Genomic DNA, 13,378 nt, shown 5'->3' on the forward strand with positions numbered 1-13,378 from the left:
ATTAAAAGTCAACGTTTAACTTGAATCCGAATGAGCCTGTCCAGGGCATTACATTATAGTACTCGACCCCCTGGTTCCAGCCGCTGCCGGTTTGTCTGAAGGCGCGTTCCGGATCAAGCCCGGGAATGCCGGCTTTGGTCCACATATAAAGGTTGTTACCTACTACGGAAACAGAAGCATTCTGCAGTTTCATGCGGTTGACGAAGGTTTTCGGAAGGTGGTAGGTCACCGACACCTCGCGCAATTTCACATAAGTGGCGCTGTACGTATTGCGATCCGGGAAAGGCCTGTTGGCATAGCGGTAGGCGCTGAAAGGATCGAGCCATTTGCTGCCGGGTCCGCCCAGGTTTTCTACATATACGACATTGCCGTTTGCGTCCTTGGTTTCAATAACACCCGGGTTCAGGCTGGCATCCTGCAGCCTTCTGCTGGCTTCAGGGCTGCCCTCCGGCCACGGCAGGCCGCCGTAATGAGCATTCCGGCCTCCGATCCAGTTGCCAAGATATTTTTCAGGATTCTCCTTGATCTGCTCCGGTAACGGCCGGTTGCGGTCGTATTCAACTCCTGAAATGGTCTCCTCCAACTGGCCGTTGTTGCCAAGGAACATCATGGTATTCGAGAAAAACGATCCGCCCTGGCGCCAGTCTATGTTGGCAAAAAGTGTAAAGTTTTTATACGTAAGCGTAGGCTGGAAACCCATGAGAAAATCGTGGTTGAAATTGCCGATTTTAACCAGGTTTTTCAGGTCATTGTCCGTTTGGTACAAGCCGCCGTTGGTAACGATGGGGTAGCCGTAATAGGGCGACGCCTTGTCTTTCACCGACAGCACCGGCCTCATGAACATATCGCCGATCTGACCGCCTTCGTAGGTACGGATTTCAACCCCCGAATAGTTATTCACAAAATTGAAGAAAGTAATCCCGTCGGCCAGTTCTTTAATAGTGGTTCTGTTGCGGGTCAGCGTAAAGTTCATGTCCCACCGGAAATCTCCTTTATGAACCGGCGTGGCGTTGAGGCTCAGTTCAAAACCTTTGCTGCGTACAAGCCCGGCATTAATCTGTTTGCTGTTCGCTCCGGATTCGATGGGCGTGCTAATGGACAGCACCTGGTTTTTATTACCACGTTCGTAATAGGTTGCTTCGAAACCTATCCTGTTTTTGAGAAAGCGGAATTCTACACCGATTTCATGCGAGGTCGAAATCTCAGGCTTCAGATTTTCATTAAGAAGGGCGTCGCCCATAAACATCCGCTTTGCACTTCCCCATTCGAGTATATTGGAATAGGTCGGGAGCAGGCTGTAGGGGCCCACGTCATTTCCCACCTGGGCAAATCCGCCGCGAAGTTTGGCAAAGCTCACCCACGTAGGCAGATCCAGGAATTCCGAACCGATGATACTCAGTGATGCCGAGGGATAAAAATAAGAATTCTGTCCTTTTTTAAGCGTGCTGGTCCAGTCATTCCGCGCGGTCAGATCCAGGTAAGCCAGGTCTTTGTAGCCCAATGAGGCAGATCCGAACACGCCGTAGAGCAATTTCTCCGACAGGCTGCTTGACGGCAGAACTGTACCCGGCGCGCCGTTGCCGATGGCATACCAACCCGGCACGCCCAGCTCGGAAGTGCTGCTGGAAATAGCCCGGCTGTATTGGCTGAGCCTGTTGATACCGCCCATGGCATTCAGGCTCCAGGTTTCGCTGAAGCTTTTATTGAAAGTCAACATGAAATCCATGTTGGTTTCGTTCCGGTAGAAGTTTGAAATCGCGTAGCCGCCTTTCAGGGATTCGAAGTTGGAAAACGCCTTCTTTGCTTCCTGTATTTCCTCATAGCTGTCACGCGCATAACGCGCCGTTGCTGACCAGTTTTCGTTGATCGCATAGTCCAGCTGGATCTTCCCGACCGTCCGGTCTCTTTTAAAACCCGTGGTGTTCTCATGTACCAGGAAGAAAGGGTTGTTTTGCTTTTCCTTGTATTTCCGCTGGGCGATCCCTTCCTGGCCGGGTATCCAGTAGTTTCTCAATTCATTGATATCAACCTGCGCACCTGTCTCGTAGATACTTCTGACAGGATCATTCCGCGAAGCATCGATAATCGGCCGGTTATCAGACCCCGACTCGGTAACATTAAAGCTACCGGTGGCGGTCAGCTTGTCTGTCAGCTTGTAGCTCGCGTTCAGGGCCAGGGTAATTCTCGACAAATCCGTATTGGGGATAATGCCCCGGTTGAGCATGTTCCCGAACGACAGCCTGAAATTGCCTTTGTCGTAGTTACCGGCTATCGCCGCGTTATTGGTGTTGGTAACACCAGTCTGGAAAAAGTCCTTGAAACGGTTAGGATATGATACCAGCGGGACTTTCTGTCCGTTGCTGTTCCATTGCACCCACTCTTCGCCGGCGTCAAGCTCCGCACCCCAGCTCTCGTTCTCCTGCTCCTCCAGCACGTGAGCGCCGGTTTTACCCGAACCGAACTTGTTCTGTACCTGTACGTATTTGAGCGGAACGTCCAGCACCACAGAAGTATTGAGAGAAACCCCGATCCCTTTCTTTCCGCTGCTGCCTGATTTGGTTGTAATCAACACCACACCCTGACCGGCCCTGGACCCATAAAGTGCCGCAGCACTCGGCCCTTTCAGAATAGATACGTTGGCAATGTCATTCGGGTTAAGATCCGAGATCGGGTTGCCCATATCGGCACCGGCAAAACCGTTGGCCAATTTGTTGGCCACAGGTACACCGTCAATCACAAAAAGCGGCTGGTTGTCACTGTTGAGCGAATTTCCGCCGCGGATTACCATGCTCACTGACGAACCTACCCCGCCCCCCATCTGGGAAATCTGAACCCCGGCTACTTTTCCTGCAAGAGTATTCAACACGTTGTTCTGCGGCGTTTGGGTCAGGGCAGTTCCTTCCACGTTGCCCACTGAATAACCCAGCGAACGTTTTTCCCGTTTGATACCCAACGCAGTCACTACCGCTTCCTGCAGCAATTCTGCGCTTTCCTCCATCACAACATTGAAGCTGCGTTGGTTTCCGGCGGGAATTTCGACCGTTTTATAACCGATAAATGAAAAAACCAGCACGGGATTGCTCACCGTGATCTCCAGGCTGAACTTCCCGTTGATATCAGTAACTGTCCCCAATTGGGTCCCTTTCACCAGGATATTCACGCCGGGTAAAACCTGTCCGTCAGCTTTGGAGGTAACCGTACCCGACAACTGCTCCGCCGCCTCGGCTCTGACCATTAAAGCACCGGCAGACCTGATTGTTTCCAGGTTCCCGTCCAAACCGTGAAAGGCTGCTGCAGCCAGCATCGGCGCGGCCTGGTTTACAGCGCCTGGTGCCTGCGCATCCGCCTTCTCAGTCGAAACCAGAAGGTAAACCCGGTTGTGAAGTTTTTCATAACGGAAGTGAAGTATTCCCGACAGGTAGTCAAGTTCGCTTCTCAGGTTCTTGAATTTTCTGCCGGCATAGTCTACATATTTGTTTTCTACGGTCCGGCGGTCATAGGAAAAAGAGACCTGGTATCTTTCTTCGAGGTCTTTCAGGATATGGCTAAGTGTTTGCCCCTTTTTAGGAATTACTTCCACCTTCTGAGGCGTGGGCTTTTGCCGCGCGGATGCCACCAATTGTGCCCAGGATCCGGCCGCGGAAAGCACCAGGAAAAAGAGCACAAGAAATGATTTGGAATAGATATTCTTATTCATTATTGCGAAAAGGTTTATAAAACAAACTGGATTGGAGGTTACTTGATCTGAATGGAATTATCGTTACGGACAATCCGCCCGGGGTAGGTTTTCTGCAAAGCCGTAAGTACAATTTCTTTGTCATCTGCGGGAAAAAGCCCGTTGAACTCACCCAGAGCGCTTCCGTTCCTGACCTGCACCGTCAAACCGTACCGGTCTCTCAGTATTTCGGCAATTTCATTCACACCGGCATTTTCAAACAGCACTTTGCCCTCTCGCCAGGAGGTATATACGCGTGTATTTACTTCCTGCTTTGTCAGCTTTCCCGATTCTCTGGAGAATTCAGCCTTTTCACCGGGCTTCATCAGCATTTTATCGCCGTGCTGATCGCCGAGGCTTAATTGCACCTTACCCGATTCCAGCACCACAACCGTTTTCTCGGCCCTTCCTTTCACGTTAAATTCAGTCCCCAATACCTCCACGTTGAGGTCGTCGGTGTGGACGATAAATTTCCGCCCGTTTTCCATTTTACTGACCTGGAAGTAGGCTTCTCCTTTCAGCCAGACCTGGCGGTCCTTACCTTTGGCCAATTGCACCTCAAGTGAAGAGCCGCCGTTCAGATTGACGACCGACCCGTCAGACAGCTCTATTCTTCTGCTTTCGCCCGCAACGGTGGTATAACTGTCCGACTTCCCCGGATACAGCCAGTAGGCCACCATGACCAAAACAGCCACCGAAGCCGCTACACCCGACCATACCCGCAAGCGACGGCCCGATAGCTGCCGTGGAAATTGGCGGCGCTGCTCCCAGTCGTCGATCCGGGTCATCAACCGACTATGGGCTGCAGCCTGTTGTTCGGGTAATACCGGCATCTCGCCGGCCGTCATGATTTTTATCATCCGGACCGCCTCGTCCATCTGTCCCTTAGCCACCGGGTCGGTTTCCCGAACCGCCTCCCATTTCTTAAAGGCAGCTTCATCGGTCCGGAAATACCAGGCCAAAAAGGTGTCGTCCAATATTAAATCGTCCGGTTTCATTTTCATTATTTTACGATTTCACTTACCAGTGTCCAAAGGCAGATTTTTATCATCACATTTTTCGCTTTTTTTTCATCCTTAACTTTTTGTTAATTTTAAACCCCTGATCCGATGGCCTATTTTTGCTATCGGTACCGTATTAATGGTGTACACTTCCCGTCATGGATGAGCAGATTCTATGGAAAACTTTCTTGGAAGGGAACAGGTCGTCTTTTGAAGCCATCTTCAACAGATGCTATAAGGCATTGTTTCAATACGGCTATAAAATCACCCAGGAACAGGAGCTTGTAGACGATTGTATACAAGACCTTTTCTTTGAGCTCTGGGCAGGAAGAGATCGCCTGGGTGAGGTAGCCTCCGTCAGGGGATACCTGTTCCGGGCATTGCGCTACAAGCTTTTAAGGGCGACAAAAAAAGACACCCGGTTTTCTCACCTGGATGAAGATCATAGCGAACACTGGGAAGGCAGCCATGAGTCACAGCTTATTTTGGAGGAGCAGAACGATGCCATTCAGAAACGGCTCTCGCATTTTATGGAACAATTGAGCCCGCGACAACGGGAGGCCATCTCCCTTCGGTTCCACAACCAGATGGGTTACGAAGAAATCAGCGATGTAATGTCTATCTCCTACCCCGCCGCAGTTAACCTTATTTATAAATCGCTGAAGTACCTGCGCGAAAACATGATCAGCCTCCCGGGGCTTCTCCTGGCGTTTGCGTGGCTTCAGCTGCTGCGCTGACAGGCGATCAGACCGACGGCTGCGCGCGTTTCAGGGTAATTACGGCAACTTCGGGCCATATCCCTATTCTACCTTTCAGTCCCAGGAAACCAAAGCCACGGTTCACATACAAATATTTCCCGTCCCGGTTGTACAGGCCGGCCCACTGTTTGTACACATATTGGATAGGGCTCCATTTGAGACCGAACAGCTCAATCCCGAATTGCATACCGTGGGTATGCCCCGACAAGGTGAGGTGCACGTGCTGATGATGGTCCAGGACTACGCCTTCCCAATGCGAAGGATCATGTGACATCAGTATTTTAAAAGCCTGGTCAGGCACACCCGCCACTGCCCGCTTCAAATCACCATATTGATGAAACCCGCCCTTCCCCCAGTTCTCTACTCCCAGAAGGGTAATCTGCTGACCGTCTTTCTGAAGAGTGACCGCTTCGTTCAACATCAACCTGAATCCTATCTCCGCGTGAATCCGTTTCAGGCGCGCCAGGTTTTCCCGTTTTGCATCGGGATTCTCCCACTGGATATAATCGCCGTAGTCGTGGTTACCTAAAACAGAATATTTCCCCATCGGGGCTTTCAGCCCGGAAAAAGCCGGCACCCATTTTTCCATTTCCGATGCCTGGTTATTGACCAGGTCGCCGGTAAAGAAAATAACGTCGCTATTTTGGGCATTTACCAGGTCCAATCCTTTTTGTACGCCTTCGGGATCGGTGAAGCTGCCCGAATGCACGTCGGATATCTGGGTGATGGTAAAGCCGTCAAACGCTTCGGGTAAATCCGGGAAACTTATGGTTTCCTTTCTTACCTGGTAAAAATGCCGTCCGCGGGTGAGCCCGAACACGATAATCAGGAAAGCTAGTCCCGACAGCAGTAACGCGACTTCACTTATATAGATGTTCCTGGATGGAAAACCACGGAACAATCTGAACAAATCCTCCGCCAGTAAAACCGGAGCGGCAAGGAGCTTAGGAACGAAAGCGAGTAGCATCCCGCCCATCGTGATCGCCAGGAAACGCTGAGCCGACGCCGCGGTTCTCGCCATCAGTATGGAAAAAATAACCCCCAACAGCAATATCACGTCTACAGTCCAATAAGCCGCATGGATAAGCGGGTTACCTGTAACCGTGGAAACTGCCTGGAAGAAATAAATATCGCCTGCTATAAAAAGCAACAGCATGAAAAGGAATCGCAATGCCATATCTGAAAGAACGGTTTGAAAGGGTAGACGAATATCAAACGAAATAACTTTAACAGAACATTTATTATTTTGATTTTCCTTTAGCTTCCCCAAAAAAATCTGCCCCTGCACAAATTTCTCAATTCATGCAGGGGCAGATTTTCAATAACCCGGATTTTCCGGGACTTACGACACGGCCCCGGCCAGTTCCACGTCTCCGCAGAAATGCACCCTGATTCCCATTGCATCGAGCGCAGCCGCCTTGATACGGCAGGCCCTGTGTGCTGACGCCTCGTCGTTCGTATACACCACGTGAATGTGGTTGGCCTGGTGGCGCGCCATCATCTGATCGCGGGAAACTCCGTGGAGTACGCCGTGCATGATGGGCCATTCCGGCGTGGTGTTATTCCAGCGGCGATTCGTTTCTTCTTCCGGCAGGTCGGCGACGTGCCCCACACCCAAGTCGCAATGAAGCGCGTCTTCCTGGATATAAATCCGGCTCCAGACGATATTTCCGGGCTTGCTTACACCTTTCAGGCTTCCGCCGCCCATCCGGAAATATACGGCCGGTTGCCGGTCGCTGGCAGCCCCCTGATAGCCGCCGATAAAATGTTCGGGCGGAGCTGCGCCCGAGATCAGGAATACCCATACATACTCGTCGATACCATTTCCGGTATACTGGGCTCCCCAACGCAGGTCATGAAGCGTGTTCTCGGCGGGTTGCCCGAGCTGTCTCCAGAGGTGATAGGTAACCAGCGCATCGATGCCGGCACATTCGTCCACCTCGTTAAAATGCGGAAGAGCCGCACCGGCGTATAGTTCCCGGCCGTCTTCGGAAAATACCGGCGGACGATCCGTATTGTTAAGCAGCCCTTCTACCAGGTCGCTGGCTGGCGCCAGGTCTTTCAGGCCCTGCTGGTATTGTATACCGATGGTGTCGCAACCAAAGTCGTCGGCAATTCTCACCGCCGCAATGTACATTTTGCACTGGCCCAGCGTTTGTTCTCTTGTCAGTTGGGTGGCGCCGTCGGTTCCCCAATTAAAGGTCATTCCTTTGTCAAGCAGCCACTGGAGTACTTTTTCGGCTTCTTCATCGGAAACGGTCAGCATCCGCGCATAAAGCGCAGACTGGCTTAGTCTTTCTTTAAAAATACCGGTTTTATGCAACAGGTGATCGGGTACAATGGCATTGAACATACCCATGCAGCCTTCGTCGAACACCCCCATAATCGCCTTCCGGTTTTTAAGTGCCAACCCGAATTCATGGCCTGTCTTAACATCGTCCTGCGGCAATTGGGCAGCGTCATACGCGCGTACGTGACTCAGATCGTGGGTTACCTTACCGGTTTCGAACCATTCGCGCAGCCCGTTGGTAAAGAAATCGTCATCAAAATTTTCGCTCCACAATGAGCTATAGGCAACTTCGGCTTTGGTAAGCGAACCGTTGATATTCAGCATACCTACCAGGCCGGGCCATTGCCCGTCCCAGTTGGCAACGGTCAGTATAGGCCCCCGGTGGGTCGTGAGGCCTGCCAGAACATGATGCGTGTATTGCCATACGCTTTCGGCAACAATCAGGGGGGCGTCTGCCGGGATACCGCTGAATACCTCCATCCCATACTTTTGAGAATCGATGAAGCCGTGCTTCTTCGCGGCATTATAAGGGTGGGCGCGTTTCACAGACCAGCCCAGGGCGCTGATAGCCGCTCCCAGCCTGGTCTCCATTTCTAACTGCGCCGGCCAGCAGTCTTCATTTGCTTTAGGCCGCAAATCACCGCTTGCTACTAACCAAACCTCTTTTTGTGTACTCATGTTGCTAATATTGGAATTCTGTATAATACTACTTTCTTTTTAATACCGTTTGCCTGTCCCAAAAGGCCTGTGCAAATCATTTTTTGTCGCTAAAGGCTAACAAAAAAGATAAGATCAGGCAACTTTTTACTACCAACCGGCGCACACTTCACTCTAATTCCAAAATTCTATTAAAATACCATGAAACAGTTCCATTTATTTATCGAGTTAATGTATGATCTTAACATCAATATCTGAAAAACCCCCATTTGATGTTAATTTTCGGATCGAACTGAACCCTGTTTACTTTACTTTTATGAAGCCGCGTTTTCACAAAATCAACATTCCGCTGGAGAGCTCCTTCTCGCTAACGCACTCCATCGGGCCCAATTTTGGCAGGATATGGCATTTCCACCCGGAACTGGAGCTTCATTATACGGTAAAAGGCCAGGGAGTCCGGTTCATTGGCGACAACGTTGATAACTTTTCGGAAAACGAGCTCATTCTACTGGGCGAAAACCTGCCGCATACCTGGCGCTGCGACGAGCGATTTTATCAGAACGACCCGGCCGTCCATGTAGAGGCGCTCGTGCTGCAATTTTTACCTGAATGCCTGGGAAAGGGATTTTATGAACTTCCGGAAACTTACCTGGTAAGCAAATTATACGAAAAAGCACGACAGGGCTTGTATATACAGGGAGATACGAAGGCCGCAGTGATCAGCATGCTCTACCAGGCGCAGCAGGCCACAGGGATGGAACGACTGATTGTGTTCATCAAAATACTGCAGATACTGGCGGAGTCGAACGAATATACCACCATTGCCTCGGCCCATGCTTTTTACAAATCAAGCGAGAAGGAAAACATCAGGCTGAACAATGTATACAATTATACGCTGGCCAATTTCAGGCGTGAAATTTCACTGGCGGAGGTCGCCGCAATCGGAAACCTGAGCGTTACCTCCTTTTGCCGCTATTTCAAAATGATGACCAAAAAGCCTTACTACGACTTTTTAATTGAAATAAGGATCAGCCATGCCTGCCGCATGCTGATCGAGGACAAGTACCCTATCGAAATCATCTGCTTCCAATGCGGTTTCAATAATATTTCCAATTTTTATCGTCATTTCAGAAAAGTATCCGGCATGACACCGTTGGAATACAAAAAGAAATTCCTGGAGAAAGGAAGCGAAAAAAAATCGGTCGTCAGCTCCGGGAACTGACGACCGACCGTATCCGTTTACTGCTAGGCTGAGTTCCTGGCAGCGTTGATAATACCAAACATAGCCCTTATAATCAACTTATTATACAAATCTGTCTGAGCGGGCGTAAGCTCGGAACTCTCAGCCAGAATCTGGAGGGCATATTGCTGGATCGTGATCAGCGGCAATACAATCCGCTCCCTGATCTTGATGGATTCCTTGGTAACATGGTTGCTGTCCAATAGCTCTTTCTGCTCGGAAATCTCCATCAGTGCACCGGTAGTACGCTCGAATTCTTCATAGATCATATTCCAGAATTCAGCGTACTCAGGCTCTTTGGTCAGGTACTTGGTCACCGGGAAAAACGATTTCGACAAGGCCTGCATGGAATTCTCTATCAGCGTTCTGAAAAACAGGGATTTCCTGTAGAGTTTCTTCAGCGCGCCCATTTTGCCGGTTTCACGCATCGCGACAATCGCTTCGCCGAAACCGTAGAATCCGGGCACATTCTGCTTCATCTGCGCCCACGAGCCCACAAAAGGTATGGCACGTAAATCTTCAAACCGCAGCCCCTCTCCGTCCTTTTTACGTTTCGTCGGGCGGCTTCCTATGTTGGTCTGCCCGTAAAAACGAAGAGGGGTCCGGTTCTCAAGGAACGGCACGAAAGAGGGATGGTTTTTCAGCCTGAGGTACGATTCGTAAGAAGCTTCCGCCAGTTCTTCCAACAGCGCCTTGTCGGTATCGTTCAGTGACTCCGACTGCTCGTCCGCCGTACCCCTGAACAGGTGATTTTCGAACCCGGCGGTAAAAAGACGCTCCAGGTTGTACATGGCGGTCTGAACGGTCCCATAGTTAGAGCTGATCGTTTGCCCCTGGATGGTAAGCTGTATTTCCTTGTCTTCAATGTCCTTGCCGAGCGAGGCGTAGAAATCCTGGCTATTGCCGCCGCCTCTGCCGGGAGGGCCACCCCTGCCGTCAAAAAAGGTGACGTTCACCCCAAACTCCCGCGATACCCTGGTCAGCTCTTCCTTGGCCACATAGATGGACCAGTTGGCTCTGAGGTAGCCGCCGTCTTTGGTACCGTCCGAAAAACCGACCATGATGGTCTGCTTGTCGAACCGGCCGGCCAGGTGCGCCCGGTACTCCGGAATTTCGTACAAAGCCCGCATTACCTGCGGCGCGTTGGCCAAATCGTCGATAGTTTCAAACAACGGCACAATATCGAGCGGCACAGCGCCGTCGGGCTGCGCAATCAGGTTTTTGGCAAAAGCATACACCTGGATCACGTTCAGAGCAGAGCTGCAATTACTGATCACATAGCGGTGCGAGCCAAGCGGCCCGTTTCTTTTCTGAATCTTTTTGACAGCATGGATCGAGCCCAGGATGTCTTTCGTGATTGCATCCTCGTAGTCGTCTATCCGGAGCGGTATATTGAGCGACAGCAGGAGATTTATCTTTTTGGCATCGTCCCACTGCTCATATTCTTCATATTTGAGAAGCGGCACTTTGCTTTCCAGCCGACGAAGTATATCCTCCCAGGCCTTGTCGTGCTTGGTGCTTACCTGGCGGATATCAAGGCTGGCAAAGTGAAACCCGAATAACCTGATTTTCAGTATAAATTTGTCCAGGTACTCTACAAATAATCCCTCGTGTCTTTCCTGGAGCACTTTTCTGGCGGCCAGCAGCTCTACCAATACCTCGTCGGCGCTGGCGTATCCCTGGTCCTCCGGCCCGAAAATGGTGTTGTTCATTTTGCGCTCCAGTACCACGATATAATCTTCCACGCCTTTAAAGGTAAGCCGGCGCTTCAGCACACGGATGTCCCGGTAATAAGTACGCAGAAGGGTGGATTTCAGCCTGGCGGCAACGTCCAATGTGGCCTGCTTGTCTACAAACGGGTTCCCGTCACGGTCGCCTCCGGGCCAGAAGCCCAACTGGAGAATCTGCGGATACTTCCATTCGTGAGCGGGGATTTGCAGAGCGTTGGCGAGCTTCCATACGATTTCTGCAATTGCATCGTAATAAACCTTTTCCAAAAACCAGCACAGACTCACGGCTTCCTCGTAAGGGGTCGGCTTTTCTTTATTGATAAAACCGGTTTTCCCCAATTGAAGCAGCAGGCGGTTAATGGCAGCAAAATCACTCTCGCGGATTGCGCTTTCCAGGTCATTGATAATCCCCAATACCTTGCCCGGGTAAAACTGGGTGGGATGGGCCGTCAAAACAATCCGGACACTGAACTCTTCCAGCTTTTTAATCATCTTTTCCCGCTGAGTCTCCGAACCGATCCTGTTGATCAGGAAATTGACGGAGCCTTTCCCTTCCAGGTCATGCGTTTCCGAGAAGGCTGCATCTTCGACGGAATCAAACAGCACCACCTGCCTTTCGATGTACTTGATCATCGAAAAGAGGAGATCAATCCGCTCTTTTTCTCCTGCCGATTCCAGTATTTCTCCAAAAAAAGCTTCGATTATCTCAACCGGTGATTTTCCGTTGGCAAAACCCTCCTCGCACTTTTGGGTAATAAGAGGCAGGATAGACCCGGTCTGAAAGATTCCTTTATAGGGAAGACTCAGGAAAAGACTATTAAAAATATTGTACTTTGTTACTACGGTGTCCTGAAAAACGTCACTCATATGACAAAATGTAAAATAAACTTTTAACTTTTCCGCGTTCCGCAAATATAAACATAAAACCGTTCAGGCTTTCGGATGCGCCTGCAAAAAAGTCCGCTTAAGCTCCTCAATTGCATTGTGCGTATACACCTGTGTTGCGGCCAGGCCGGCGTGCCCCAGGAGCTCTTTTATGGCGTTTAAATCGGCGCCGCGGTTGAGTAAATGCGTCGCATAGGTATGTCGCAGCAGGTGGGGGCTTTTGTGCTCAATGGAAGTAACCGCCGACAAATACTTCTTCACCAGGCGCTGGACAAAAACTGGATAAAGCGGCTCGCCTTTGTCGGTCACGATCAACGGCGCGTCACTTTCTACCGGCTCCCGCTCGGTTATGCAGTTCCCGATTAATGTAATCAGGCTCCTGGTTACCGGAATGATCCGTTCTTTCGATCGTTTCCCGAAAACTTTGAGTGTTGCTGCGGGGATATTAACGTCTTCTATTTTCAGGCCGATCAGTTCCGACAAACGCATACCTGTTCCGTACAGGATCTCGATCACCAGCCGGTCTCGCCTGCCCGAAGCAGAATCTTCAAAATTAACCTCTTCGAAAAGCAGCTCCATCGCACTTTCCTCTACAAAACCCGGTGGTTTTTTCGGCTTTTTCAAACTGTTCAGAAAGCCCGCCGGATCATTTTCTATGAAGCCTTTCCGCTTGAGGAACTTGTAAAAAGCACGCATCGCCGCGATCTTGCGATTAATGGAAACCGGGCTGAGCTTTTGTCCGGCCAATAGCACTACCCAGCCCCTCAGGTCGTTTCGTTCGGCTTGCCCGGGGAGTTTCCCCTGTTCCAGAAGGTAAACGCCAAGCTGTTCAAGATCGCTTCGGTAAGCCGCGACCGTGTGACGGCTGGATCTTTTCTCATATTGGAGATGGTCCAGAAAAACTTTGAGTAGGTCCCGCATTTTGATGGAATTACCTGTTCGTAAATCTGAGGTAAAGCTACGACATTCCCCCGTCATTCCGTTGTCAATGGTAGTCAATGGTAGCCGGAGGCTACCACCCGGACGGTCATCCTGAGCAAAGCGCAGCGGAGTCGAAGGATCTCCTGTTGCTATAAAAAAGTCCTCTGAAAGGGATTGGGTA

The 13,378-nt window shown here is 50.6% G+C and carries 8 protein-coding genes; 2 read left to right on the plus strand and 6 right to left on the minus strand.

Annotated features, from left to right (window positions below; translation table 11 throughout):
* Nucleotide 1: 1 nt before the first annotated feature.
* Together ABD852_RS10505 and ABD852_RS10510 are read right to left on the minus strand one after the other, a co-directional pair.
* A complete protein-coding gene (locus tag ABD852_RS10505; RefSeq protein ID WP_345028477.1) occupies nt 2-3,697 on the minus strand; it encodes a SusC/RagA family TonB-linked outer membrane protein in 3,696 nt (1,231 codons plus the stop codon).
* Between the two features lie 38 nt (nt 3,698-3,735).
* Nucleotides 3,736-4,719 (minus strand): FecR family protein, encoded by a 984-nt coding sequence (locus ABD852_RS10510; RefSeq protein WP_345028478.1) that lies wholly within the window; start codon nt 4,717-4,719, stop codon nt 3,736-3,738.
* Nucleotides 4,720-4,874: 155 nt separating this feature from the next.
* Between ABD852_RS10510 and ABD852_RS10515 the strand changes: the two genes are divergently transcribed.
* Nucleotides 4,875-5,453, plus strand: coding sequence for an RNA polymerase sigma factor (locus ABD852_RS10515; RefSeq protein WP_345028480.1), 579 nt, complete (start codon nt 4,875-4,877; stop codon nt 5,451-5,453).
* A 7-nt stretch (nt 5,454-5,460) separates the two neighbouring features.
* Here ABD852_RS10515 and ABD852_RS10520 read toward each other — a convergent pair whose 3' ends face one another.
* Together ABD852_RS10520 and ABD852_RS10525 are read right to left on the minus strand one after the other, a co-directional pair.
* Nucleotides 5,461-6,651, minus strand: a complete 1,191-nt coding sequence (locus ABD852_RS10520; protein WP_345028481.1) for a metallophosphoesterase — start codon at nt 6,649-6,651, stop codon at nt 5,461-5,463.
* Between the two features lie 165 nt (nt 6,652-6,816).
* Nucleotides 6,817-8,442 (minus strand): fucose isomerase, encoded by a 1,626-nt coding sequence (locus ABD852_RS10525; RefSeq protein ID WP_345028482.1) that lies wholly within the window; start codon nt 8,440-8,442, stop codon nt 6,817-6,819.
* Between the two features lie 295 nt (nt 8,443-8,737).
* Here ABD852_RS10525 and ABD852_RS10530 point away from each other — a divergent pair, with 295 nt between their 5' ends.
* Entirely contained in the window at nt 8,738-9,643 is a 906-nt protein-coding gene (locus tag ABD852_RS10530; protein WP_345028483.1) for an AraC family transcriptional regulator, read from the plus strand.
* Nucleotides 9,644-9,666: 23 nt separating this feature from the next.
* Here the strand turns inward: ABD852_RS10530 and ABD852_RS10535 are convergent, their stop codons facing one another.
* Together ABD852_RS10535 and ABD852_RS10540 are read right to left on the minus strand one after the other, a co-directional pair.
* Nucleotides 9,667-12,258: a phosphoenolpyruvate carboxylase gene (locus ABD852_RS10535; RefSeq protein ID WP_345028484.1), complete on the minus strand. Its 2,592-nt coding sequence runs from the start codon at nt 12,256-12,258 to the stop codon at nt 9,667-9,669.
* A 63-nt stretch (nt 12,259-12,321) separates the two neighbouring features.
* Nucleotides 12,322-13,197 (minus strand): tyrosine-type recombinase/integrase, encoded by an 876-nt coding sequence (locus tag ABD852_RS10540; RefSeq protein WP_345028485.1) that lies wholly within the window; start codon nt 13,195-13,197, stop codon nt 12,322-12,324.
* Nucleotides 13,198-13,378 lie beyond the last annotated feature (181 nt).

It is taken from the genome of Ravibacter arvi (genome assembly GCF_039540405.1).
GTDB classification, from domain to species: Bacteria; Bacteroidota; Bacteroidia; order Cytophagales; family Spirosomataceae; genus Ravibacter; species Ravibacter arvi.

Excerpts from the sequence above, each read along its gene's own strand:
- ABD852_RS10505 (WP_345028477.1), bottom strand. The coding sequence starts at position 3,697 with ATGAATAAGAATATCTATTCCAAATCATTTCTTGTGCTCTTTTTCCTG.
- ABD852_RS10510 (WP_345028478.1), bottom strand. The coding sequence starts at position 4,719 with ATGAAAATGAAACCGGACGATTTAATATTGGACGACACCTTTTTGGCC.
- ABD852_RS10515 (WP_345028480.1), top strand. The coding sequence starts at position 4,875 with ATGGATGAGCAGATTCTATGGAAAACTTTCTTGGAAGGGAACAGGTCG.
- ABD852_RS10520 (WP_345028481.1), bottom strand. The coding sequence starts at position 6,651 with ATGGCATTGCGATTCCTTTTCATGCTGTTGCTTTTTATAGCAGGCGAT.
- ABD852_RS10525 (WP_345028482.1), bottom strand. The coding sequence starts at position 8,442 with ATGAGTACACAAAAAGAGGTTTGGTTAGTAGCAAGCGGTGATTTGCGG.
- ABD852_RS10530 (WP_345028483.1), top strand. The coding sequence starts at position 8,738 with ATGAAGCCGCGTTTTCACAAAATCAACATTCCGCTGGAGAGCTCCTTC.
- ABD852_RS10535 (WP_345028484.1), bottom strand. The coding sequence starts at position 12,258 with ATGAGTGACGTTTTTCAGGACACCGTAGTAACAAAGTACAATATTTTT.
- ABD852_RS10540 (WP_345028485.1), bottom strand. The coding sequence starts at position 13,197 with ATGCGGGACCTACTCAAAGTTTTTCTGGACCATCTCCAATATGAGAAA.